This window comes from Streptomyces ipomoeae 91-03, from assembly GCF_000317595.1.
Taxonomy (GTDB): Bacteria; Actinomycetota; Actinomycetes; order Streptomycetales; family Streptomycetaceae; genus Streptomyces; species Streptomyces ipomoeae.
The window spans coordinates 1-22,385 of the sequence record NZ_AEJC01000573.1 but is presented as its reverse complement, the minus strand read 5'-3'; the positions used below and the strand labels follow the sequence as shown (position 1 = coordinate 22,385).

The 22,385-nt window shown below is 71.3% G+C and carries 24 protein-coding genes and 2 pseudogenes; 15 read left to right on the top strand and 11 right to left on the bottom strand.

The window, feature by feature from the left end; genetic code table 11:
• The coding region (locus tag STRIP9103_RS37320; RefSeq protein ID WP_009333434.1) for an MOSC N-terminal beta barrel domain-containing protein at positions 1–194 on the bottom strand (194 nt) is incomplete at its 3' end.
• Between the two features lie 55 nt (positions 195–249).
• Complete coding sequence (locus STRIP9103_RS37315) at positions 250–699, bottom strand: DUF6643 family protein (protein ID WP_009333446.1); 450 nt, start codon at positions 697–699, stop codon at positions 250–252.
• A 315-nt stretch (positions 700–1,014) separates the two neighbouring features.
• Here STRIP9103_RS37315 and STRIP9103_RS37310 point away from each other — a divergent pair, with 315 nt between their 5' ends.
• Entirely contained in the window at positions 1,015–2,292 is a 1,278-nt protein-coding gene (locus STRIP9103_RS37310; RefSeq protein ID WP_009333437.1) for a TerD family protein, read from the top strand.
• Between the two features lie 77 nt (positions 2,293–2,369).
• On the opposite strand, the gene STRIP9103_RS37305 is transcribed toward STRIP9103_RS37310, so the two are convergent.
• Positions 2,370–3,545, bottom strand: coding sequence for a glycosyltransferase (locus STRIP9103_RS37305; protein WP_009333449.1), 1,176 nt, complete (start codon positions 3,543–3,545; stop codon positions 2,370–2,372).
• Positions 3,546–3,602: 57 nt separating this feature from the next.
• Between STRIP9103_RS37305 and STRIP9103_RS37300 the strand changes: the two genes are divergently transcribed.
• Both STRIP9103_RS37300 and STRIP9103_RS37295 read left to right on the top strand, forming a co-directional pair.
• A complete protein-coding gene (locus tag STRIP9103_RS37300; protein WP_009333428.1) occupies positions 3,603–4,409 on the top strand; it encodes a glutamate racemase in 807 nt (268 codons plus the stop codon).
• Between the two features lie 50 nt (positions 4,410–4,459).
• On the top strand, positions 4,460–5,017 hold the full coding sequence (locus STRIP9103_RS37295) for a hypothetical protein (RefSeq protein ID WP_048821672.1): 558 nt from the start codon (positions 4,460–4,462) through the stop codon (positions 5,015–5,017).
• Between the two features lie 37 nt (positions 5,018–5,054).
• Here STRIP9103_RS37295 and STRIP9103_RS37290 read toward each other — a convergent pair whose 3' ends face one another.
• On the bottom strand, positions 5,055–6,053 hold the full coding sequence (locus STRIP9103_RS37290; RefSeq protein WP_009333429.1) for an O-antigen ligase family protein: 999 nt from the start codon (positions 6,051–6,053) through the stop codon (positions 5,055–5,057).
• A gap of 287 nt (positions 6,054–6,340) precedes the next feature.
• Here STRIP9103_RS37290 and lnt point away from each other — a divergent pair, with 287 nt between their 5' ends.
• Positions 6,341–7,957: an apolipoprotein N-acyltransferase gene (gene lnt, locus STRIP9103_RS37285; protein ID WP_009333426.1), complete on the top strand. Its 1,617-nt coding sequence runs from the start codon at positions 6,341–6,343 to the stop codon at positions 7,955–7,957.
• Between the two features lie 67 nt (positions 7,958–8,024).
• Positions 8,025–8,498: an NUDIX hydrolase gene (locus tag STRIP9103_RS37280; RefSeq protein ID WP_009333435.1), complete on the top strand. Its 474-nt coding sequence runs from the start codon at positions 8,025–8,027 to the stop codon at positions 8,496–8,498.
• 269 nt (positions 8,499–8,767) lie between these two features.
• Here STRIP9103_RS37280 and STRIP9103_RS37275 read toward each other — a convergent pair whose 3' ends face one another.
• Together STRIP9103_RS37275 and STRIP9103_RS52325 are read right to left on the bottom strand one after the other, a co-directional pair.
• On the bottom strand, positions 8,768–9,664 hold the full coding sequence (locus STRIP9103_RS37275; RefSeq protein WP_048821668.1) for an aminoglycoside phosphotransferase family protein: 897 nt from the start codon (positions 9,662–9,664) through the stop codon (positions 8,768–8,770).
• 435 nt (positions 9,665–10,099) lie between these two features.
• Positions 10,100–10,456: pseudogene (locus STRIP9103_RS52325) on the bottom strand (Tn3 family transposase); the annotation flags it as partial.
• A gap of 102 nt (positions 10,457–10,558) precedes the next feature.
• On the opposite strand from STRIP9103_RS52325, the gene STRIP9103_RS37265 reads away from it, so the two are divergent.
• Positions 10,559–11,269 carry a PH domain-containing protein gene (locus STRIP9103_RS37265; RefSeq protein WP_078614180.1) on the top strand — a complete coding sequence of 237 codons (711 nt, stop codon included), beginning with the start codon at positions 10,559–10,561 and terminating at the stop codon, positions 11,267–11,269.
• 19 nt (positions 11,270–11,288) lie between these two features.
• On the opposite strand, the gene STRIP9103_RS52320 is transcribed toward STRIP9103_RS37265, so the two are convergent.
• The 5 genes from STRIP9103_RS52320 to STRIP9103_RS37245 are packed head-to-tail and all read right to left on the bottom strand — an operon-like array spanning position 11,289 to position 14,758.
• Complete coding sequence (locus tag STRIP9103_RS52320) at positions 11,289–11,609, bottom strand: cupin domain-containing protein (RefSeq protein ID WP_009333430.1); 321 nt, start codon at positions 11,607–11,609, stop codon at positions 11,289–11,291.
• Positions 11,603–11,824 carry a hypothetical protein gene (locus STRIP9103_RS52315; protein ID WP_009333433.1) on the bottom strand — a complete coding sequence of 74 codons (222 nt, stop codon included), beginning with the start codon at positions 11,822–11,824 and terminating at the stop codon, positions 11,603–11,605. The genes STRIP9103_RS52320 and STRIP9103_RS52315 overlap by 7 nt, the downstream gene beginning before the upstream one ends.
• Before the next feature lie 24 nt (positions 11,825–11,848).
• Entirely contained in the window at positions 11,849–13,201 is a 1,353-nt protein-coding gene (locus tag STRIP9103_RS37255) for an NAD(P)/FAD-dependent oxidoreductase (protein ID WP_009333436.1), read from the bottom strand.
• Complete coding sequence (locus tag STRIP9103_RS37250; protein WP_009333425.1) at positions 13,198–13,527, bottom strand: 2Fe-2S iron-sulfur cluster-binding protein; 330 nt, start codon at positions 13,525–13,527, stop codon at positions 13,198–13,200. The genes STRIP9103_RS37255 and STRIP9103_RS37250 overlap by 4 nt, the downstream gene beginning before the upstream one ends.
• Positions 13,528–13,576: 49 nt before the next feature.
• Positions 13,577–14,758 (bottom strand): cytochrome P450, encoded by a 1,182-nt coding sequence (locus tag STRIP9103_RS37245; RefSeq protein ID WP_009333448.1) that lies wholly within the window; start codon positions 14,756–14,758, stop codon positions 13,577–13,579.
• 352 nt (positions 14,759–15,110) lie between these two features.
• On the opposite strand from STRIP9103_RS37245, the gene STRIP9103_RS37240 reads away from it, so the two are divergent.
• The 9 genes and pseudogenes from STRIP9103_RS37240 to STRIP9103_RS37200 all read left to right on the top strand — a co-directional run.
• Positions 15,111–16,166: a LacI family DNA-binding transcriptional regulator gene (locus STRIP9103_RS37240; protein ID WP_009333431.1), complete on the top strand. Its 1,056-nt coding sequence runs from the start codon at positions 15,111–15,113 to the stop codon at positions 16,164–16,166.
• On the top strand, positions 16,163–16,729 hold the full coding sequence (locus STRIP9103_RS37235; RefSeq protein ID WP_009333438.1) for a VOC family protein: 567 nt from the start codon (positions 16,163–16,165) through the stop codon (positions 16,727–16,729). The genes STRIP9103_RS37240 and STRIP9103_RS37235 overlap by 4 nt, the downstream gene beginning before the upstream one ends.
• Entirely contained in the window at positions 16,726–17,331 is a 606-nt protein-coding gene (locus STRIP9103_RS37230) for an amino acid synthesis family protein (protein ID WP_009333427.1), read from the top strand. Before STRIP9103_RS37235 ends, STRIP9103_RS37230 begins: the two co-directional genes overlap by 4 nt.
• Before the next feature lie 15 nt (positions 17,332–17,346).
• Positions 17,347–18,435: a C-terminal binding protein gene (locus STRIP9103_RS37225; protein ID WP_100244091.1), complete on the top strand. Its 1,089-nt coding sequence runs from the start codon at positions 17,347–17,349 to the stop codon at positions 18,433–18,435.
• Positions 18,432–19,736 carry a phosphopyruvate hydratase gene (gene eno, locus STRIP9103_RS37220; protein ID WP_009333432.1) on the top strand — a complete coding sequence of 435 codons (1,305 nt, stop codon included), beginning with the start codon at positions 18,432–18,434 and terminating at the stop codon, positions 19,734–19,736. Before STRIP9103_RS37225 ends, eno begins: the two co-directional genes overlap by 4 nt.
• Complete coding sequence (locus tag STRIP9103_RS37215) at positions 19,733–20,731, top strand: phosphotransferase family protein (protein WP_009333445.1); 999 nt, start codon at positions 19,733–19,735, stop codon at positions 20,729–20,731. The genes eno and STRIP9103_RS37215 overlap by 4 nt, the downstream gene beginning before the upstream one ends.
• Positions 20,732–20,834: 103 nt before the next feature.
• Positions 20,835–21,764 carry a fumarylacetoacetate hydrolase family protein gene (locus STRIP9103_RS37210; RefSeq protein WP_009333440.1) on the top strand — a complete coding sequence of 310 codons (930 nt, stop codon included), beginning with the start codon at positions 20,835–20,837 and terminating at the stop codon, positions 21,762–21,764.
• Between the two features lie 2 nt (positions 21,765–21,766).
• On the top strand, positions 21,767–22,144 hold the full coding sequence (locus tag STRIP9103_RS37205; protein WP_009333443.1) for a nuclear transport factor 2 family protein: 378 nt from the start codon (positions 21,767–21,769) through the stop codon (positions 22,142–22,144).
• Between the two features lie 8 nt (positions 22,145–22,152).
• Positions 22,153–22,385 (top strand): annotated as a pseudogene (locus STRIP9103_RS37200) (C40 family peptidase); the annotation flags it as partial.

Here is a 22,385-nt window from a genome sequence, read left to right as displayed (position 1 = left end):
GGCAGAAGCCCGGCGGCGGCCAACGCCATGCGCGGCTGCGGACGTTGCGTGATGACCTTGCCCGAGTCGTCCACCAGCACCCAGCGGCGGTCGCCCGCCAGCCCCCAGGGCTCCACGACGGCCTCGTCGGCGGCGAAACCCCGAGCCGCCTTCAGCGGGTGGACGTGGATCGAGTGCAGTAGCGGATTCCCCATGGGGATCATCCTGCCAGTAGGCGGTGACGTCCCCACACGGAATGCCTCAGACGACTCAGTACCCGCGGTACTGCTGGCCGTTGTACGGGTCCTGCGGGTACGGGGCGGCCGGGGCCGGGCGCGGAGCCGCGGGGCGCATGGCCTCGTACCCCGTGCCGGTGCCCATGGGGCGCTGCTGCTGCGGTGGCTGGACGCCCGGGTAACCACGCGGACCCGCGGCCTGCTGCGGGATGTACGCGTTGGGCGCCTGCTGCAGCGGCGAGGGCTGTTGGGCCTGCGGATAACCGTAGGCGGGGGAGGGCTGGGACGGGCCCGCCGGCAGCGCGGGGAGCGCCGCCGGGAGCGCGGGCAGATTGCTGCCCGGCGTGTCGTACGCGGCGGGGACTCGGATCGGCGCGATCTGAGGGGTTCCCCGCTCGGCGACGAGAGAGTCGTAGATCGGGGTGTCCGCGAAGGACGAGGCGGAGTAGTAACCGCCGCCATAGGTGGAGCGGGGGGAGGTCATGGCACATAAGTTAAGCCCACGATGTGCTGGTTGGGGAGACCGATAAGAGGGTTGTTTTCCGTGTCGGCAGTGACGCCGGATCCCCAATGCGAGCGAACTTGGCGAAAAGGGGCAGCGAGGTACGTTCTGATCGTGTAAAGGGCGAGTTCCGTGCGGGTTACCAGGGGTTGGCCACTGATCTTTGGTACGGGTTCTGGGGCTTCCGGTACCCGGAGGAATAGGTTTGGCGCCGACAACGGAGCCGAACGGATCCGGCGGACAACGTGGGACCGGCCTGGCGATCACCTTCTGGACGACCTTCTGATGGGGGCAGACATGTCAATGCCGAAAGGATCGAACGTCGTCGTGCCGACCACGGCGCTACGCGTGGAATTGGGCTGGCGTTCCGGACCGGGCGTCCCCGAAGCGGACGCCTCGGCCCTGCTGCTGGTCGCCGGAAAGGTGCGCACCGACGCGGACTTCGTCTTCTACAACCAGCCGGCCCACTCCTCCGGCGCGGTCCGCCACGAGGGCAAGCGGGACACCGGCGGCCAGGTGACCGACTCGCTGCTCGTCGACCTCGCGCGCGTGGAGCCCGCCGTCGAGACCGTCGTCCTCGCCGCCTCCTCCGACGGCGGCACCTTCGGGCAGGTACCCGGGCTGTACATACGAGTCCTCGACGACCGCGCGGGCACCGAGGTCGCCCGTTTCGACAGTAAGGACGCCGGCGTCGAGACCGCTTTCGTGCTCGGAGAGTTCTACCGCCGCCAGGGCGCCTGGAAGTTCCGCGCCGTCGGCCAGGGCTACAGCAGCGGACTCGAAGGCCTCGCCACCGACTTCGGCATCACCGTCGACGAGCCGCAGCACGCGGCCCCGGCACCGCCCGCGCCCGTCGCCCCGCCCGTCACCGCGCCGCCCCCGGTGACGGCCGCACCGCCCGTGCCCCCGGCCCCGCCCACGCCGCCTCCCGCCCCCGTCCGCCTCACCAAGGTCACGCTCACCAAGGAGGCCCCGGCGGTCTCCCTGACCAAGCAGGGCGGCACCTCCGGTGCCATGCGCGTGAACCTCAACTGGGAGGTGCGCAAACAGTTCACCGGGTGGGGCAGTAAACTCGGCCGGGCCGTCGCCATGCACGCCGACCTCGACCTCGACCTGTGCGCCCTGTTCGAACTGTCCGACGGCAGCAAAGGCGTCGTCCAGGCCCTCGGCAACGCCTTCGGAGCGCTGCACCGGCCGCCGTACATCCACCTCGACGGCGACGACCGCACCGGCGCCGTCGCGAGCGGCGAGAACCTCACCATCAACCTGGACCACAAGCACGCCTTCCGGCGCATCCTCATCTTCGTGACCATCTACGAGGGCGCCCGCTCCTTCGCCGACCTCCACGCCACGGTCACCCTCCAGCCCCAGCACGGCGCGCCCGTCGACTTCTCCCTCGACGAGTGCACCGTCCCGTCCACCGTGTGCGCCCTCGCCCTCATCACCAACCAGGGCGGCGACCTGATCGTCCAGCGCGAGGCCCGCTACCTGGTCCCCGAACGCGGCGTGAGCCCGCAGCGCACGGTCGACTACGCCTATGGGTGGGGGATGAACTGGACCCCCGGTCGGAAGTAAGGGCCACGGACGGCCCGGCGAGAAGGCCTCCATATGCCCCTATATAGGGTGTATAGGGGTCTTTCGGGGGTGGCGGGCTAGCTCTCGTCCGGGACCGGGTCCGGGCGGGCGTAGGTGCGGCCCTTCCACGCCGCACCGCGTCCCCTGTAGTGCTGCACCGCGGAATCGACCGTCATCAGCAGATACAGGAACGCGGTGAAGGGCAACAGGGGAGCGAGCCACAGCGGCTGAGCGTATTGACGCAGCATCGGGATGTACGTCGCCGTCATCAGCAGCCAGGCCGCCCCGCCGACTCCCGCCGCCCAGGGGGCCGCCGTGCCGAGGCCCACGAGGAGCGCGGCGGGCGGTACCAGATACACCAGCGCCAGGCCGAGGACCGTGCCGATGAGCAGCAGCGGGTTGTGCAGCAGCTGGGCGTAGGCGCTGCGCGCGACCATGCGCCACAGGTCGTGCAGCCGGGGATAGGGCCGCACGCTGTCCACGCGGTCCGCGAGGCCCAACCAGATGTGGCCACCGCCGCGCTTGACCGCGCGGGCGAGCGCCACGTCGTCGATGACGGCCTGGCGGATCGCGTCCGGGATCCGCGCCCGCTCGGCCGCGTCCGTCCGCAGGAGCACGCAGCCGCCCGCCGCGGCGGCCGTGCGCGAGCCCCGTACACCGATCCAGCGGAACGGATACAGCTGGGCGAAGAAATACACGAACGCGGGCACGACGAGCCGTTCCCATCCGCTGTCGGCGCGCAGGCGGGGGGGCTGCGACACGAGGTCGTAGCCGCCGGCGCGGGCCGCCGCGACCAGCTGCCGCAGGCTGTCCGGGCGATGGGCGATGTCCGCGTCCGTCAGCAGCAGGAACTCCGGTGCACGCGCGCGTGCCAGCCCGATTCCATGCCGCACGGCCCAGAGCTTGCCCGTCCAGCCGGCGGGCGGCTCCCCGGGCGAGGAGACGGTGAGGGGCAGCCCGCCGTGGAGCAGCGCCAGCGCGCGGGCCAGCTCGCCGGTGCCGTCCGAACTGCCGTCGTCGACCAGGAAGACCTCCGCGCGGCCGGGATAGTCCTGGGTCAGCAGCGACGGCAGGCTCTCGGGCAGGACGGCCGCCTCGTCGCGGGCGGGGACGACCACACAGACGTACGGCCAGTCGTCGGGATCCCGGCGGGGTGGCAGACGCACATCCGTGCGCCAGAAGAAGCCCTGGCCGAGCAGCAGCCACAGCCAGGCGGCGAGTGATCCTGCGGCGGTCCACGCGATGGCGCTCACCTTCGCAGTCTGCCCCACGGCGGCGGCCCCACCGAGGCAATCGTCTATCGTGGCCGGGTGAAGATCGCGCTCATGGACTCCGGTATCGGTCTGCTCCCCGCCGCCGCCGCGGTACAGCGGCTGCGACCCGACGCGGATCTCGTGATCTCCTCGGACCCCGACGGCATGCCCTGGGGCCCACGCACCCCACAGGACCTGACCCAGCGCGCCCTGGCCGTCGCCGAGGCGGCTGCCGAGCACCGGCCGGACGCCCTGATCGTCGGCTGCAACACCGCCTCCGTGCACGCGCTGCCCGCCCTGCGCGCCCTCCTCGAACCCTCTCTGCCGGTCATCGGCACGGTCCCGGCGATCAAGCCGGCCGCGGCGGGCGGCGGCCCCTTCACCATCTGGGCGACGCCCGCCACCACCGGCAGCCCCTACCAGCGCGGACTCATCGAGGAGTTCGCCCACGGGGTCGCCGTCACCGAGGTGCCCTGCTGGGGGCTCGCCGAGGCCGTGGAGCACGCCGACGAGGCGGCCATCGACGCCGCGATCGCCGCCGCCGCCGCGCTCACGCCCGACGATGTAACGACCGTCGTCCTGGGCTGCACCCATTACGAACTGGTCGCCGACCGCATCCGCGCGGCCCTGAGGAAACCGGGCCTGCCGCCCCTGGTCCTGCACGGTTCCGCGGGCGCCGTGGCCGCCCAGGCGCTGCGCCGCATCGGCGAACTCCCGGCACCCGACGCCGACCCGGGCGGCGCGACCCTGACGGTGATCCTCAGCGGACGCGAGGGCTCACTGCCCGCCCCGGCACTCGCCTACGCGGAAGGCAGGCTGCTCCAGGCGGTCGGTCCCGCCCCGGCCCTACGCCCGGAGCAGTAACGCTCCGCGACCAGGTGCCCGCGCTCCGGAATCTGAGTAGGCTCATGGGCATGAGGGACGACCCCCACGGCGAGACGGGCACCCCCGAAGCCCCCCGACCCGAGGTCTGGACCGGCCGCGCGAGCAACCGCGGCCAGTGGCTCCTGGCACTCGGCGGCGCCGCCTGCATGGCGCTGGGTATCGAACTCGCGATCGACTCCGCGTGGACATCCGGTATCACCCCGCTCGTCATGTCCGTCGTCGGCTGCATCGCCGCCGGACTGCTCGTCCTGTTCGGCACGCTCGCCTTCGTGCACGTCTCCGTGCGGATCGACGAGGACTACCTCGAAGTGCGCTGCGGCCACATCGGCGTACCACGCCGCCGCATCCCCCTCTCACAGATCAGCGACGCCGACTTCGCACCGTGCGTCACCCCCCACCAGTGGGGCGGCTGGGGCTACCGCTGGCGGCCCCACAAGGGCACCGCCGTCGTCGTACGGCGTGGTGAGGGCGTTGTGCTGCGCCTCTGGGACGGCCACACGTTCACCATCACCGTGGACAACGCGGAGACGGCCGTACGGGTCATCCGGGCTCACCTGAAGCCGAAGGCGCCCGGCCCCGCGCGCTGACGGCTTCACCTGTCGCGCCACGCTGAGACCTCATCGGTCAGTCGCCGTAGGGGGCGTCGCGTTCCGGTACGCCCACCCCGTCCTCCTCGTCCGTGAGAGGCCGTGCCGTCGCCATCCCCGCGAGCAGGCCCGCGCCCGCCGTCACCGTCGTGAAGCTCAGCGCGTTGCCGACCGCCGCGATCGCGACCAGCGCGGTCAGGGCGGCGCCCGCGGTGAGGACGACCGGCGTGGGACGAGGGGTCCGCCACAGGACGTACAGCACCCAGCAGAACACCGTGGCGAGCAGGGCGACACCGATCAGCCCCTGCTCGGCCGCCAGCTGGAAGGGCGCCGAGTGCGGTTTGTCGTCGGACGGCGCCGACAGGGTGATCGTCGTACTGAGTTCCCCGAAGCGGCCGGGGCCCGCGCCCAGCAGCGGGTCCTCGTGCGCCAGGCCGAGGGCGTCGCGCCACAGCGAGATTCGGTGCGGGGTGAGCTCGCCCTCCAGCGCGTCGGTCGGCCCGGACGGCAGTATGTTCTCGGCGATCGCCCAGGCCGTCCCCGTCACCAGGGCCGTGACCAGCGCGAGCCCCGAGAGACCCAGGCCCCGGTGGCGTATGCGGGCCGCGGCGAGCGAGCACAGCAGGACCCCGGCGCACGCGAAGAGACCGGTGGTCGAGTCGAGCACGGCCGCCGTCACCGCGACCCCGACGGCCAGCAGCCACAGGGCGAGCCGCAGCCCGGGCGCGCGGGCCGCCCACGCGGCACAGCAGGCGGCGCCCGTGGACAGGGCCAGCAGCGCGGCGGTCGCGCCCGTGTGCCCGAGCGGCGGGACGAGCGGTGAGCCACCCATGGTGTGCGGGGCGGTGATCGCCAGACCGAGACCGGCGAGCGCACCGACCCCGGGCGCCAGCACCGGCAGGAGGGCCCCGCTGATCCGGCCCGCCGCATAGCCGGCCGACAGGGCGAGCACCGCCAGCAGCACACCCTCGGGGCGGCCGCCCCGTGTCGCCGCCGTGATCAGTGACCAGGCCGCGCATGCCCCCAACAGGAGCACACCTGTGACATCAGAAACGTTCCGTCTGTCATACGCGGCCGACGTACCGGCCGCGGACTGCGTCCCCGTGGACCCCACCCGTCGCCCCCCGACTGTGCCGGGCCCCGACGCGACGGCTCGGCCCCACTCCGGCCGCACGTCAGAGGCTCGGGCACACCGTAACGGGTGATGCGCCGGTTTGTGGATGAGTTGCGCAGGAACGTTGCGGTGATTGTGCGGCACATGCCTCACCGGGGGCGGGCGGACCGCGCTGTCGATGCCGGGGGAAGCCGCCGTACACTCCCCGAGTGACCGTCACCGCCACTCCCGTAGACGAGCCGGAACAGCTCGAACCCCCGGCAGCGCCCGTGTCCCGGGTGTCCTACTGGGTCGACAAGCTCCTTCCGGCCGTCGCCGCGGCGCTCTCCGGGGTGCTGCTCTACGTCAGTTTCCCGCCGCGCACCCTGTGGTGGCTGGCCCTGCCGGCCTTCGCGGTCTTCGGCTGGGTGCTGCGCGGGCGCGGCTGGAAGGCCGGGCTCGGCCTCGGCTATCTCTTCGGCCTCGGGTTCCTGCTGCCGCTGCTGGTGTGGACGGGCGTCGAGGTCGGCCCCGTGCCGTGGATCGCGCTCGCCGCCATCGAGGCGGTGTTCGTGGCGCTCGTCGGCGCGGGTGTGGCCGTCGTGTCCAAGCTGCCCGGCCGGCCGGTGTGGGCCGCCGCCCTGTGGATCGCCGGGGAGGCGGCACGCGCGCGTGCCCCGTTCAACGGCTTCCCCTGGGGAAAGATCGCCTTCGGCCAGGCGGACGGGGTCTTCCTGCCGCTGGCCGCGCTCGGCGGCACCCCGGTGCTCGGCTTCGGGGTCGTCCTGTGCGGTTTCGGCCTGTACGAGGTCGTACGTCTGGTCGTCGAGGGGCGGCGCGCCGGTGTCGCCGTGCGCAAGGGGACCGCTGCCGTGGCGGCGCTGAGCGTGGCCGTGCCCGTGGTCGGTGCTCTCGCGTCGCGCGCCCTGGTGAGCGACAAGGCCGAGGACGGCACCGCGACCGTCGCGGTCATCCAGGGCAACGTCCCGCGTCTGGGGCTCGACTTCAACGCCCAGCGGCGGGCCGTGCTCGACTACCACGCCAAGGAGACCGAGCGGCTGGCCGCCGAGGTCAAGGCCGGTAAGGTCGCTCAGCCCGACTTCGTGCTGTGGCCGGAGAACTCCTCCGACATCGACCCCTTCGCCAACTCCGACGCCCGCGAGGTGATCGAGCGGGCGGCCACCGCCATCGGCGCCCCCATCTCGGTCGGCGGTGTGGTCGAGAGGGACGGCAAGCTCTACAACGAACAGATCCTGTGGGATCCGGAGAAGGGCCCCACCGACACCTACGACAAGCGCCAGATCCAGCCGTTCGGCGAGTACCTGCCGCTGCGGGGGCTCATCGGCGCCATCAACGGCGAGTGGACATCCATGGTCCGCCAGGACTTCAGCCGGGGCACCGAACCCGGGGTGTTCACCATGGACGGCGCCAAGGTCGGACTGGTCACCTGTTATGAAGCGGCCTTCGACTGGGCCGTGCGTTCCGAGGTCACCGACGGCGCGCAGCTGATCTCGGTGCCGAGCAACAACGCGACCTTCGACCGCAGCGAGATGACGTACCAGCAGCTCGCCATGTCCCGCGTCCGTGCCGTCGAGCACAGCCGCACCGTCACCGTGCCGGTGACCAGCGGCGTCAGCGCGATCATCATGCCGGACGGGAAGATCACCCAGAAGACCGGGATGTTCGTCGCCGACTCGCTGGTCCAGAAGGTGCCGCTGCGCTCCTCTCAGACGCCCGCCACCAAGGTCGGTGTGCTGCCCGAGATGCTTCTGCTGCTGGTCGCGGCGGGTGGGCTCGGCTGGGCGATCGGGGCCGGTGTGCGCGGGCGGCGCGCCGGTGGCGTGTAGCCGTACGCCTCTCGTGCGCGCCGGGGAACGGCGGGGGTGAGGGTACCGGCCCGTTAGGGTCGGTCCCATGCCTACCCCTGACTTCATCCACACACTCCGCGAATCCGCCGGTCACCAACTGCTCTGGCTCCCCGGAGTCACCGCCCTCGTCTTCGACGACGAGGGCAGGGTGCTTCTCAACCGCCGGTCCGACACCGGCAAGTGGTCGCTGATCGGCGGAATCCCGGAGCCGGGGGAGCAGCCCGCCGCCTGCGCCGTGCGGGAGGTCTTCGAGGAGACGGCCGTCCGGTGCGTGGCCGAACGGGTCGTCCTCGTGCAGGCGCTGGACCAGGTGCGGTACGAGAACGGGGACGTCTGCCAGTTCATGGACATCACGTTCCGCTGCCGGGCCGTCGGCGGCGAGGCCCGCGTCAACGACGACGAGTCGCTGGACGTCGGCTGGTTCTCACTGGACGCGCTGCCGGACCTCAACGAGTTCGGGCCGCTCCGCATCAAGCAGGCCCTGTCCGACGGGCCCACCTGGTTCGACCCGATCGTATGAGGCCGCGGCGTCAACGTGGCTGTCGCGGATACACGTCGAGCTTCTGGCCGCCGGTCGAGACCCGGGCGTATCCGATCTTGAATTCGGTGCGGCGAGTGGTTCGCGACGAAAACGGTGCTCTCGGGTTGTTGAATGACCCGGGTTTTTGAAGGGGTGGGGTAAGGGGAGGCCAGGCGGCGGCCGGGACGCGTGTGATCTGTTTCCGTTGGTGCTGCTGTCGGTGGGGCGGCAGGCGATCGTCTTTATCACGGCCTGTAACCGGGGCGACATCACTCCATCGACTCCAGAATGCGGTCGAGTGTCCGGCGCCCCATTCCGCTCATCGTCGGATTGCTCTCGACGTAGTACCAGACAACACCCATCGCCTGTTCGAACGCCCATGCCTTGCCGCGCTCCCACTCCAGATCGTCACAGTCCAGTGTCCGCCGGAGCACTTCCCGCGGACCTGGCTGCAAAAGGTGCCAGGCACTGACCAGATCCAGCGCGGGGTCGGCCGGGCCGAAGCCGCCGGTGTCGAGTACGCCGCTGAGCCGGTCTCCCGCGACCAGTACATTGCCGGGGGTCAAGTCACGATGGCTCATCACGTCGGCACCCGTGCGTGGCAACTCCCGCAGGTGGCTCCACACCTGGCGCAGCCGGGGCACGTCGAGCAGCCCCTTGCTCTGCTCGAAGCACTTCGCCATCCAATCGTCGTGGTGAGCGAGAACGCCGCCACGACCCTCGCCGCTGAAGAGCCGCCCCCGCGTCCCGGCCTCCCGGAGGGCTGCGATGAAGGCCGCGAGGTCCTCGGCGAAAGCGTCCGACCCACTCGGGTCGGCGTCAAAGGCGACCGTTCCCGGCAGCCATGTCTGGACCGACCACGGCATGGGGTAACCCGCTCCGGGCTTTCCCAAGGCGACGGGTTCCGGGGCGGGGAACCGAGACACCCGCGCCAGCTCCGCGCTCGCCCGGGCTTCCCGCTCCAGAAACGCCAGCGCCTCGGCGGCATCGGCCAGACGCAGTGGGAAACGCGCCGAGAGGTCGTTCCCGATACGGAAGATAGCGTTGACCGTCCCGGTCGACGGCAGGAGTCGGATCTCCCTGCCGCTCCACTGAGGGAACTGTTCCCGAATCAAAGTCGCAACCGTTTCGGTGGTCACGTCCACTTGGTCATCGTGCATGGCCATCTCTCGCACGCTCTTCCACCAGTCCAACTCGAAACGCCGGAAGCAGACCAGATCAACTGATCAACTGAGACGACAGCCAGTATTCATACGCCGGGGTCCGGATCAACTGAGATTTTCGGCGACGATCCTCATCCGATACTCGCTGCCGGAACTGCCGGAACTGCCGGAACTGCCGGAACTGCCGGAACTGCCGGAACTGCCGCGACGTCGCTCTCGCGTCGCTCACGATGCCCCCGGTCAGGGCCTGCGTCCCTTCCGGGACCCGGACGCCATCGAGGAGGGCGAGGACTGATCCTGCACACCCGACCCGTTGGGCGGTTCGTCTGTTCGTCCCCACGGGGAGTCCTTGAGCGGGGAGCCGGGCGACGTCCTCGTTGTTGATGTCGTGGCTCTCAGCGCGGAGCTGGGCGACGGCGGCGTCCAGGTGGCGGGTGTTCCACCGCGATACGGCTGGCGGATCCGGCCCCGGCCGCCGTGGCAGATCGCGCGGGCGAGGCGGTGGCGGGACTCCTGCACGGTCAGCTGTCGGTTCATCAGCCGCCGGTAGGTATCGTCGACCGGGTCGACAAGGGCGAGCAGGCGCGTGGTCTTGTCGATGCGGCCGTACTCGGCGAATGCCTGCCCCAGCGGGGTGGGGTGACCCTCGCGACCGAACATCCGCAGCAGGTCGTAAGCCCGGACCTGGTTGGTGATGAGCGATCCGGCGACCCGGCGCATGGCCGGCCAGTGCGTCTCGATGCGCTTCGGGTCGACCTTGTTGCGGGCGATGGCCTCCAGCGGCTCGTACCCGGCGGCCGGACGCCACCCCTGTCCGTACGTCCACAGCGGCTCGCTATAGCATCCACCTGCCCTCATACGTGGGCCATGAAGGGCCTTGAGAGCGGGGGAGTGGCGATGAACGACGGGATCGAGCGGGAGTACCGCAGACGGCAGGGGGTACCGACCGCGCACCTCACCCTGGCGGCCGTGGCGGTGGTGGTCACCCTCAACGCACTGCGCTCGATGACGATGCCCGGGCCGAGGGCCTGGGAAGCGCTGACCGTGGTCCTCTGGCTGGTCATCGGTGGCCGGGTGGTGCTGGAACAGTGGCGGGCGCGTACGTACGTCACCGCCGACGGGGTCACCGTACGAGGGCCGCTGCGCACCCGCACCTGGGCCTGGTACGACATCTACGGCATCCGCGTCGAGGACAGCAAGTGGGGCACCCCGCGCTGGCCGGCGTACCTCTACCGCATGGACGGGCGCCGGACCCGCCTGCCCCACTTCGACGAGCAACAGCTGGCCGACCCGATCGCCGAGCTCGCCGACCTGTACGCCGTCGCCGTACGGCTCGGGCTCACCTCCGTGGAGACACGGCCCGAGGTGGAGGAGCGGATCCAGCGTGGGGCGCGACGGCGCACGGCATGGCAGCGGGCGACCGTCACGGGCGTGGTCGTCGCGGTGGCCATGTTCGTCCTCGAAACCTGGATGATCTTCACCGACCAGCCGGCGCACTCGTTCCTGCTGCTCCTGTGCGTCCCGCTGCTCAGCGTTCCCGTCCTCTTCCTCCTCCTGGACCGCATCGGCGAGGCCCAGGCAGCCCGGCGCTCACCGGGGCGGGCCTGACCGACGGGTCGAGGGCGGCTTATTCCTCGACCGGGACTCCGACGAGCACGAACGCCAGCGTGACCGGTGCTTCGCCGCGGTTGCGCCAGGCGTGGCGGGTGCCGTTCTGGATGACGATGTCGCCGGCCGAGAGGCGGGTCGTCGCTCCGCCGTCGAGTTCGAGCGTGGCCTCGCCGGACAGGACGATGCCGTAGTCGACGGTGGGTGTGGTGTGCATCCCGGGGTTGTCGAGCTCCATGCGCTCGGCGATCCCGGGGGACTCGGCCAGCTGCTCCTGGCCGAAGGCGACCGGGTCGAAGGACGGGTCGGCCATCCGGGCGTCCGGCGGCAGGGTCAGCACGATGAAACGGGTGCCGCGGGCGCCGGGACGAAGTCGGTGACCTTGGCGGTCGGATCCTCGCCGGTACGGTCGGCGGGCTCACCCGGCTCGGTGGCCCAGGGCAGGGCCGACACCCAGCCCGGGAGGCTGGCGAACTCGTGGGAGCGGGGGATGGGGCCGTCGGCGACGACGACCGACCTTCCCTGTGCGTCGTGGCCGGTGACGACTCTGCGCATGACGGTCTCCTTGGAAGTCGTACGTCAGTGGACGACTGGTTCGGGCGAGTGCGAGTGCGAGTGCGAGGCTGAGGACGACGGCGCTGTGGTGAACGCCTTGAGGTCGAACGACGGGTCGGCGGCCTCCTCCGGGGCGGGGGAGCGGCCGAGAGCGAGGAGCTTGCGGGCCGTCATATGGTCCGCGGCACGGTTGACGGACTCCACCGCGATCAGCTCCCGGTCGCGGTAGCAGAAGACGGAGAAGCGCCCGTCCTCGACGGCTCCCCGGACCACGGCCAGGTCATGGCCGGTCGACAGCCCGGCGATCTGCAGTTTCAGCGGGCCCTGGTAGCTCCAGAACCAGGGCGGCGCGGTGTACGGCCGGGGAGTGCCGGTCAGCCGGGCGGCGAGGCAGCGGGCCTGGTCCGCGGCGTTCTGCACCGACTCCAGCCGGATGCGCCGCCCGGTGCGGGGGTCGGGGAACGCGGCGCAGTCGCCGATCGCCGAGATGTCCGGGTCGGAGGTCGCCAGCCGGGCGTCGACGACGATGCCGTCGCCCGTGTCCAGCCCGGCGGCCTCGGCGAGCGCCGTGTTCGGCAGCACCCCGACGCCGACGACCACCAGATCCGCCGGCAGCGTCGCTCCGTCGGACGTCCGTACGGCGGTCACCCGGCCGTCGCGGCCGAGGAGCTCGGAGACGCCGCCGCCCAGGATCAGCCGGGTGCCGAGGGCACGGTGCCGTTCGGCGAAGAACTCCGATGTGGCAGCGGACACGGCCCGGCCCATGGCCCGCTCGGCGATGTCGACGACGACGGGCCGCGGCCCGGCCGCCCGGCAGGCCGCCGCCACCTCCAGACCGATGAACCCGGCCCCGACGACGACCACGTCCCGCGCCGCACGCATCCGGCTCCGCAACCGCTCGGCGTCCTCGGCCGTACGCAGGGGCAGCACGCCGTCGAGGTCGGCACCGGGGACGGGCAGCGGACGTGGGCGGGTTCCCGTGGCCAGCACCAGATGGCCGTAGCCGAGGATGGAGGAGTCGTCGAGCTCGACCGTGTGACGCGCCCGGTCGATCCGTACGACACGTCGCCCGATCACCAGCCGGATGTCCCGCTCCGCGTAGAACCGCTCCGCCCGCAGCGCCACGTCCTCCCGGGACAGCCCGTCGTTGCTCAGGAACTCCTTCGACAGCGGCGGACGCTGCCCGGGCAGCCCCGGCTCATCCCCGACCAGGGTGACGGCCCCCTCGTACCCCGCCTCCCGGAGCGAGTCGGCCAACTGCACCCCCGCCTGCCCGGCGCCGACGATCACGACGGGGGCCGGAGCGGATCCGGGGGCGCCGGCGCCGGGGGCTGCCGCCACTCCGAAGCCGCTCGCGCCGGAACCGGGCGCGCTCATGTCTGCGCCGCCGGAACACGCACGACGACGTCCCCCGTCTCCTCCGTCAACGTCAGCTGGCAGCTCAGGCGGCTGTTCGGCTGACGTGGCTCGGCCGTGCAGTCGAGGAGTTCGTCCTCGTCGTCGGTGACGGGCGGGAAGACGTCCGGGGTGTCCTCGTCGAGGTCGACGTAGACGTGGCAGGTGGCGCACATCCGGTTGCCGCCGCACTCGGCGACGATGCCACGCACTCCGCCCGCCACGGCGCCGCGCATCACGGTGGTGCCGGGCGCCAGGTCGAGGACGGTCTCCGTGCCGTCGGGCTGCGCGTAGGTGACTTTCGGCATGCTCGGGTCTTCCTTTCAGGTGCGGGAGGCTCAGGTGCGGGAGGCGGCGTCAGACGTTCCAGACGGCGTCGAGCCGCAGGGGGCCTCGGAAGACCCAGCCCTCGAAGGAGACGTCGCCCTCGGTGAGGCGCAGTCCGGGCAGCTCACGGAACAGGGCCGGCAGCCCGACCTGGCCCACGGCGGCACGGGAGACCCAGGTGCCGAGGCAGAAGTGCGGGCCGCCGCCGAAGGCGACGTGGCCGGTCTCGGCGCGATGGATGTCGAAGGCGTCGGGGCGGTCGAAGACCCGCTCGTCGCGGTTGCCGGAGGCGATGACCACGCCCAGCTTGTCGCCGGGTTCCAGCACCCGGCCGCCGAGTTCGGTACGCATGGCGACCCGGCGCGGATACATCCCGATGGGGGAGACCCACCGGACGGCCTCCTCGAACACCCGCTTCCACAGGGCGGGATCGGCCTCGACGGCACGCCGCTGGTCGTCATGGGTGAGCAGGGCGTACGCGGCCGTGGCGACGGAGTCGCGGGGTTCGTTGAGGCCGCCGCCGAGGAAGACCCTGACGTTGGTCCGGATCTCGTCCACGGTGAGCGGATCGTCGGCGTGCAGCATCGAGGAGATCACCGAGTGGTCGGGTGTGCGGCGCAGGGTGGGCAGGATCTCGTCCATCGCCGCGTCGAGGTCCGCCACCGCGCGGGCACAGCGGGCCCAGACCTCGGGGTCCTCCTCGTAGTTGCCGCCCGCGTCGATGATCGCCTGCGACCACCGCTGCATGTCGTCGTCCGGGACGTCGCGCAGCCCCAGCAGCGCGGCCAGGTTACGGGCGGCGAGCGGACCCGCGAAGTCGCCGACGAGGTCGCCCGCGCCGCGTTCGCGGAGTCCGGCGAGCAGGTCCTCGGCATTGCGCCGGAACACCGGAAGCCAGTGCTCCTTGACGACCCGGGGCCGCAGCGGCGCCTCCGCGGCCCTGCGCAGCCGCTGGTGGGCGGCGCCGTCCTGGCGCAGCAGGGTCTCGCCGATCGACCGGGTCATCAGGGAGGGGTTCTCCGACGACCGGAAGATCTCGGGGTTCCGCTCCACATGCATGATGTCCGCGTGCCGGGTGACCAGATGGCGGCCCGCCTCGGGCACCCAGGCCACGGGATCGTGCTCACGCAGGTACCGGAACGCGGGATAGGGGTCGCGCCGCAGCTCACTCAGCGAGATGCGCTCGGCGGGCTGACCGAGAGTCGTCGTCACGATGGTGTCCTTTCCGAACCGGCAGGAACCGCTGGGACCGCGGGAACCGCTGGAACCGCCTTCGTCACGCCGCCGACTCTGACCCGCCCGGGACGGCCGTGTTAAGCCCGGGGAAACGCGGTTTTCCCGATGCGGTTCATCAGGAATTCCAGTGGTTGGGCGCAGCGGCACGGGGTGAGTAGGAAGAACGTGACCGTCGATCCCCCGCTCGGGCGCCCTGCCCGATGCCACGAACCCTTGACCTCTTGACCGCGGACCCCGCATTGCTACCGTTAGCACAACAGCGCCGGACGGCTCAGCCCGTCGAGAATGGACGGCCCACCCCGTCGCCAACGGACAGGACCCGCTCACCGTGGTAACCACCAAGGACATCGCCAACCGCCTCGACCTCGCCGTCTCCACGGTGGGCCGGGCCCTCGCCGACGATCCGCGCATCAGCGAGGCGACCAAGTTCCGGGTCCGCCAGGCGGCGGCGGAGATGGGGTACGTGGGCAACCGGGCGGCGCGGATGATGCGCGGCGCCTCCAGCAGCGTCGTGGGGCTGGTCATTCCCGACATCCGCAACAGCTTCTACTCGACGATCGCCCACGAGCTCTCCCGGAACATGGAGACCAGGGGCCACCAGCTGATCCTCTCCGAGACCGGCGACGACCGGATGCGTGAGCTGCGCCAGCTGAAGGAGCTGTCGGCCAGCCGGGTCGCGGGCGTCATCATCGTCCCGAGCGCCCGCCCGCACACCGACTCGGTGAAGCTGCTGAAGACACTGCCGCACATCCAGCTGCTGCGCAGGCACGCCTCGCTCGGCGCCCAGTGGTTCGGCATCGACGACTTCCAGGTGCTGCGCCAGGCCACGGCCCACCTGGTGGGGCTGGGCCACACGAGGATCGGCTACATCGGCGGCCCACGGGACCTGCCCACCAGCGCCGAGCGACTGCGCGGCTTCCGGGCCGCGCTGGAAGACGCGGGACTGCCCGAGGAGGCCGGCCCCACCGCACTCGGCACACCTTCCGCCATCGACCACGGCCGGGCGGCGGTGGGGCAACTCCTCGACGCGCCGGCCCCGCCGACCGCGCTGGTCACCGCGTCGGTCCAGCTCACCCTCGGCGTACTGGAGGAGCTGCGGACCCGTGGCACCAAGGTCCCCAAGGAGCTGTCGGTCGTCGGCTTCGGCGACGAACCGGGCTTCTCCTGGTGGGGTCCCGGCCTGACCACGACCGCCCTGCCGGTCGAGGAGATGGCGACCAACTGCGCCCTGTGGCTGCTGCACCGGCTGACCACCAAACCCCGGACCGACACCCCGTACACCTCGGTCTCGCCCGGCACGCTGCTCGTACGGGGCAGCACGGCACGGCCCGCCACCGGCCGACCGGGCAGACGAGCCGCACCGCGACCCAGGAGCACCGGATGACCACAGCCGTCAGGCCTCAGCTCACCCATATGGGCATCAACGTCTACGACATCAAGAAGATGGAGGAGTTCTACACGGGCGTCCTCGGCCTCGCCGTCACCGACCGGGGCCAGGGCAAGAACTTCAAGGCCGACCTCGTCTTCATGAGCGTCGACCCCAGTACCCACCACCAGGTGGCACTGGCGAGCGGCCGGGACCCCGACTCGCCCAAGAGCACGATCAACCAGATCTCCTTCCACCTCGAAACCCTCGACGACCTGCGGGTGATGTACCGCAGGGTCAAGGCGTACGGCGTGCGGGCCCTCAAGCCCCTCAACCACGGGGTGTCCTGGTCGGTGTACTTCTTCGACCCGGAGGGCAACACCGTCGAGCTCTACGTGGACAGCCCCTGGTACATCTCCCAGCCGCACGGCGACCTCTTCGACCCCGAACTGCCCACCGAGCAGATCCTCGCCGACACCCTTCAGATGTGCCGGCACGACCCGAAGTTCATGCCGATCGAACAGTTCCGCGACTCGGTACGCGCCCAACTCGCCGCCAAGGAAGGCAAGTTCACCTCATGACCGGGTACGACTCCCTCCTCGCCGGCACCTCCATCGACGTACGCAAGACCTCCCTGACCGTCGAGACCGTCCACCACGAGCGCGGCCCCCGCGCCGCCGAACCGGTCCGTCTGGCCGCCGCGGCGGCGGTGATCCGCAACCCGTTCGCCGGCCGCTACGAACCCGACCTCATGGGCTTCCAGACCGAACTGCGCGCCCTCGGGACCCTCCTGGCCACGGAACTCCTCGACGTCCTCGGCGCGAAGAACGTCCAGGCGTACGGCAAGGGCGCCGTCGTCGGCGTCGACGGCGAGCTGGAGCACGGTGCCGTCTGGCACGAGGCCGGCGGCTGGGCCATGCGTACGGTCCTCGGCGACCCGAAGGCCATCGTGCCGTCCACCAAGGTCGTCGCCGCGACCGGCTACCGGCTGCTCGTGCCGCTCCACCACATCGAGGCCGCCTACGTACGCAGCCACTTCAACACCATCGAGGTCGGCGTGCAGGACGCCCCCCGCCCCGACGAGATCCTCTACGCCCTCGCCATGGCGACCGGCGGCCGGGTCCACGCCCGCGTGGGCGGGCTGACCGCCGACGAGATCACCCTGCACGACGGCAACCGCTGACCCGGGATGAGGAACATGCCCCCGAACACGCCCCCACCCGCCACGCCCCCGTCCGACACGCCTCCGACCGGCGCCTCCCCGTCCGGCACACCTCCTTCGGACGCGCCTTCCGCGCACCCGCCCGCTTCGGCCACGGTCCTGCTCACGGACCACGCCTGGCCCGACGACTCCGTCGAACGCACCGTCATCGAAGCCGCCGGACTGACCCTGGTCACCGGCCCCGCCGACCCCGCGCCCGCCGCCACCATCGAGGCCCTGGTCCGCGAACACCGGCCCGCCGCGATGCTCACCTGCTGGGCGCCGGTGACCGCCGCCGCCATCGCGGGCTCACCCGACCTGAGGATCGTGGCCCGGCTCGGCGTAGGCCTCGACAACATCGCCGTGGAAGCGGCCGGCGAACGCGGTGTCTGGGTCACCAACGTCCCCGACTACTGCGTCGAGGAGGTCTCCGACCACGCCGTAGGGATGGTGCTGGCCTGGGCCCGCGGCCTGGTCGCCTTCGACCGCGCCGTACGGAACGGCGAGTGGCAGCCCTCGGCGGCCCGACTGCGCCGGGTGTCCACACTGACCTGCGGCATCGTCGGATACGGCAGGATCGGCCGGGCCACCGCCCGCAAGCTCGCCGCCTTCGGCTGCCACGTCCTCGCCCACGGCCCCCACCCACCGGCCGACACGACGGGGGTCGAGCTGACCGGCCTCGACGAACTCCTCGGCCGCAGCGACGCGGTGATCCTGCACGCCCCGCTCACCGCCGAGACCCACCACCTCATCGGCGCCAAGGAACTCGCTCTGATGGGCCAGGACACCCTCCTCGTCAACGTCAGCCGGGGCGGACTCGTCGACACCGAAGCCCTCACCGAGGCGCTGGCCGTCGGCCGCCCGGGCGCCGCCGCGCTCGATGTCCTGGAGAGCGAACCGCACGTCCCGCCCGCCCTGCTGGAGCAGTCCGGCACCCTCCTGACCCCGCACATCGCCTTCTCCTCCACCGCCTCCGTCGAGGAACTGCGACGCCGGGCGGCCGAAGAGGTCGTACGCGTCCTGCGCGGCGAACCCCCGGCCCACGGCCGCAACACACCCCGCTTCCCGTCCGGAGGACGCCCATGAGCCGCATCCGATCCCTGCGGGCCCGTCAGGTCCTCGACTCCCGGGGCAGGCCGACCGTCGAGGTGGACATCACCCTCGACGACGGCTCCCTCGGCCGCGCGTCGGTCCCCTCCGGTGCATCCACCGGCAGCAGCGAGGCCCACGAACTGCGTGACGGCGACCCCGAGTGGTACGGCGGCCTCGGAGTCACCCGTGCCGTCGCCCACGCAGGCGGGGAGATCGCCGACGCCGTACGCGGCCGGGACGCCCTGGACCAGCGGGCCGTCGACGAACTGCTGCGCGAGCTGGACGGCACACCGCGCCTCGGCCGACTGGGCGCCAACGCGGTGCTCGGCACCTCCCTGGCCGTCTGCCGGGCCGCCGCCGAAGCCACCGGACAGCCGCTGTACCGGCGGATCGCCGAACTCGCCGGGGTCGACACCCCGACCCTGCCGCTGCCCATGGTGAACATCCTCAGCGGCGGCCTGCACGCCGGACGCGGCATGGACGTCCAGGACTTCCTCGCCGTACCGGTCGGAGCGGAATCGATGGAGGAGGCGATCCACCTCGTCTCCCGAGTACGCGGCGCGGCCACGGAGGTCATGGCCGCCCGGGGGCTGCCCACCCTCCTCGCCGACGAGGGTGGGCTCAGCCCCGGCCTGCGCACCGGCGACGACGCCCTCGAACTGCTCGTCGAAGCCTGCCGGCACGCCGGGCTACGACCGGGCACCGACATCTGCGTCGCCGTCGACGTCGCCGCCCACTCCCTGTACGACCCCGCCACCGGCGACTACGTCCTCGCCCGCGAGGGACGCCGGGCCACGGCGGCCGAGATGACCGCGACGGTCGCCCGCTGGGTTCGCGACCACCCGGTGGTGTCCGTCGAGGACGCCCTCGACGAGGAGGACTGGGCGGGCTGGAAGGACCTCACCGACCGGCTGGGCAGCGACGTACGGCTGATCGGCGACGACCTCTTCACCACCGACCCCGACCGCCTCGCCCGGGGCATCGCCCAGGGCTGCGCCAACGGGGTCCTGGTGAAGCCGAACCAGAACGGCACGCTCTCCGGCACCCTCGACGTCGTGGCCGCCGCCCGCGACGCCGGATACGCGCCGGTGGTCTCCGCCCGCTCCGGCGAGACCGAGGACTCCTTCATCGCGGACCTCGCCGTCGGCACGGCGGCCGGCCAGATCAAGATCGGCTCGGTGCGCTGCTCCGACCGGCTGGCCAAGTACAACCAACTCCTGCGCATCGCCGAGGACACCACACTGCCGTTCGCCGGAACGGCCGCGCTCGTGGGCGCCGGGATGGTGGACGCATGAGCGCCACCACCGTCGAGCCCGCCCTCGTCGACTTCCTGATCACCCAGGGGCTGGCGGCACCCGACGAACACTCCGAGTGGACCCCGTTGACCGGAGGTGTCTCCTCGGACCTCTGGCGGGTCGACCTCCCGGGCCGGACCGTCTGCGTCAAACGCGCGCTGGAGAAGCTGCGGGTCGCCGCCGACTGGCATGCGCCCGTCTCCCGCAACGCCCACGAATGGGCCTGGATGGAGTTCGCCGCCCGGCACCGCCCGGACAACGTCCCCGTCCCGCTCGCCCACGACCCGGAGGCGGGGCTGTTCGCCATGAGTCATCTGCCGCCCGAGACCCACCGGGTGTGGAAGACACAGCTGTTGAACGGTCACGTCGAGCCGACGACGGCCGCCTCGGTCGGCGAACTGCTCGGCTCCCTGCACCGGGCGAGCGCCGGGGATCCCGCCCTCGCGCGGAACTTCGCCACGGACGACACCTTCCACGCCCTCCGCCTCGACCCGTATCTGCTCGCCACCGGCCGGGCACACCCCCAACTGCACGGCACCCTCCAGAAGCTGGCGGACCGGACGGCCCGAACCCGGCTCGCGCTCGTGCACGGTGACGTCAGCCCCAAGAACATCCTGGTGGGGCCCGCAGGCCCCGTGCTCCTGGACGCGGAGTGCGCCTGGTACGGCGATCCCGCCTTCGACCTGGCCTTCTGTCTGAACCATCTGCTGCTGAAATGCCTGGTCCGGCCGGAACGGACCGATGCCCTGCTGTCGTCGGCCGAGGCCCTGGCCGCCGGCTACTTCCAGCAAGTCGACTGGGAACCCGGACCGGCACTCGAACTCCGTACCGCCACCCTGCTCCCGGCCCTCCTGCTGGCCAGGGTCGACGGCAAGTCACCCGTCGAGTACCTCGACGATCCGCTGAGGCAGGAAGTCGTCCGACGCGTGGCCACCGAGCTGCTGCGAGCTCCCGTGACGACGGTGGGTGCCGTACTGAACCGGTGGCGCGAATGAGCTCCACCGGCAGCCTGGACATGTGACGACAACAGACGCTCCCTGATCCTGACCCGACCCGTGCTATCGATGGCACACCCCTTGAAACCCGGAGACCTTCCCCGTGACCTTTTCTCTCGCCACCCACCGCGTGGACGGCACCCCTACGCCCGTTCTGTCCGTCGACGGCCGTCACTGGGCCCTCGCGGACGTCGCCCCGGAGGCCCTGCGGCCGGAGCCCGCGCGCGGTCTGATGAACGTGTTCGACCACTGGGAGCGGACCGAGCCGATCCTCGTCGAGGCCGCCGAACGCCTCGCCGACGGCACGGACACCACCCGGCCGCTCCCCGCCCCGGCCGCCCTCGAAGACGTGCTCACTCCCCTCCAGTACCCCCGCAAGGTCGTGCTGACCGGCGCCAACTACTACGACCACATGAAGAACGACGGCGGTCACACCGACTGGGAGAAGGACAAGAAGATCCCCGTCTTCTTCCTCAAGCCGCCCACGACCACACTGGTGGGCCCCGGCAAGACCGTCCGCTACCCCGAACAGTCGGAGAAGTTCGACTACGAGTTGGAGCTGGCGGTGGTGATCGGCAAGAGGGGCCGTCATCTGACGTTGGACAACGCGATGGAGTACGTGGCCGGGTACACGATCGCGATCGATCTGTCCGCCCGGGACTGGCAGCGCCACCCCAAGCACCTGGTGAAGTTCGACCTGTTCGGCGGCAAGGCCTTCGACGACAGCTGCCCGCTGGGCCCGGCCGTCGTGCCGGCCCGGTTCGTCGACGAGAACGACCTGCGCCTGCGGTTCTGGCTCAACGGCGAGCCCAGGCAGGACGCCAACACCCGGGACATGATCTGGTCCATCCCCGAGCAGCTGGTGAAGATCACCGAGCATCTGACCCTGGAACCCGGCGACGTGGTCTCCACCGGCACCCCCGCCGGCGTCGGCCTGGGCACCGGCCAGTGGATGAAACCCGGCGACCTCCTCGAAGGCGAGATCACCGGCCTCGGCCGCCTCACCGTCGAGATCACCAAGGAAGGGCACTGAACATGACCGACGCGAGCACCATTCTCAAGCTGGACCAGGAGCGCCGTGAGGCGATGATCCGCGCGGACGTGGACGCGCTCACCGAACTGTTCGCCGACGACATGATGTGGATCCACGCGACGGCACGGGTCGACACCAAGGAGGGTCTGCTCCAGTCGATCGGCAGCGGCAAGACCAAGTACCTGGCCATCGAGACCGGCGACGAGACCGTCCGTTTCCACAGCGGGCTGGCCTTCCTCAGCGGGGTGGCGGTCATGAAGGCCGAGATCGCCGGTGAGACACGCGACATCCAGAACCGCTACACGATCGTCTACGCCCCGGCGGGCGAGCGCTGGAAGGTCGTCAACTGGCAGTCCACCTCGGTGCGCAAGCCCTCCTGAGGGGCGGAGAGAGTTTCGCGGCGCCGGTGACCCGGGTCGACCCCAGCGAGCAGGCCGCCGGGGCCATCGCCTTCGCGCAGAAGAAGCTCGGCACGCCCTACCTCTGGGGCGGTAACGGCACCGCTGACCAGGGTGGACGCTTCGACTGCTCGGGGCTGACGAAGGCGGCGTACGAGAGTGTGAGGATCACGCTGCCGCGTGTCGCGAACGATCAGTACAACGCCGGGCCGCATCCGTCCCG

Excerpts from the sequence above, each read along its gene's own strand:
- STRIP9103_RS37315 (WP_009333446.1), bottom strand. The coding sequence starts at position 699 with ATGACCTCCCCCCGCTCCACCTATGGCGGCGGTTACTACTCCGCCTCG.
- STRIP9103_RS37310 (WP_009333437.1), top strand. The coding sequence starts at position 1,015 with ATGTCAATGCCGAAAGGATCGAACGTCGTCGTGCCGACCACGGCGCTA.
- STRIP9103_RS37295 (WP_048821672.1), top strand. The coding sequence starts at position 4,460 with ATGAGGGACGACCCCCACGGCGAGACGGGCACCCCCGAAGCCCCCCGA.
- STRIP9103_RS37280 (WP_009333435.1), top strand. The coding sequence starts at position 8,025 with ATGCCTACCCCTGACTTCATCCACACACTCCGCGAATCCGCCGGTCAC.
- STRIP9103_RS37275 (WP_048821668.1), bottom strand. The coding sequence starts at position 9,664 with ATGGCCATGCACGATGACCAAGTGGACGTGACCACCGAAACGGTTGCG.
- STRIP9103_RS37265 (WP_078614180.1), top strand. The coding sequence starts at position 10,559 with ATGAACGACGGGATCGAGCGGGAGTACCGCAGACGGCAGGGGGTACCG.
- STRIP9103_RS52315 (WP_009333433.1), bottom strand. The coding sequence starts at position 11,824 with ATGCGCAGAGTCGTCACCGGCCACGACGCACAGGGAAGGTCGGTCGTC.
- STRIP9103_RS37255 (WP_009333436.1), bottom strand. The coding sequence starts at position 13,201 with ATGAGCGCGCCCGGTTCCGGCGCGAGCGGCTTCGGAGTGGCGGCAGCC.
- STRIP9103_RS37250 (WP_009333425.1), bottom strand. The coding sequence starts at position 13,527 with ATGCCGAAAGTCACCTACGCGCAGCCCGACGGCACGGAGACCGTCCTC.
- STRIP9103_RS37235 (WP_009333438.1), top strand. The coding sequence starts at position 16,163 with ATGACCACAGCCGTCAGGCCTCAGCTCACCCATATGGGCATCAACGTC.
- STRIP9103_RS37230 (WP_009333427.1), top strand. The coding sequence starts at position 16,726 with ATGACCGGGTACGACTCCCTCCTCGCCGGCACCTCCATCGACGTACGC.
- STRIP9103_RS37225 (WP_100244091.1), top strand. The coding sequence starts at position 17,347 with ATGCCCCCGAACACGCCCCCACCCGCCACGCCCCCGTCCGACACGCCT.
- eno (WP_009333432.1), top strand. The coding sequence starts at position 18,432 with ATGAGCCGCATCCGATCCCTGCGGGCCCGTCAGGTCCTCGACTCCCGG.
- STRIP9103_RS37215 (WP_009333445.1), top strand. The coding sequence starts at position 19,733 with ATGAGCGCCACCACCGTCGAGCCCGCCCTCGTCGACTTCCTGATCACC.
- STRIP9103_RS37205 (WP_009333443.1), top strand. The coding sequence starts at position 21,767 with ATGACCGACGCGAGCACCATTCTCAAGCTGGACCAGGAGCGCCGTGAG.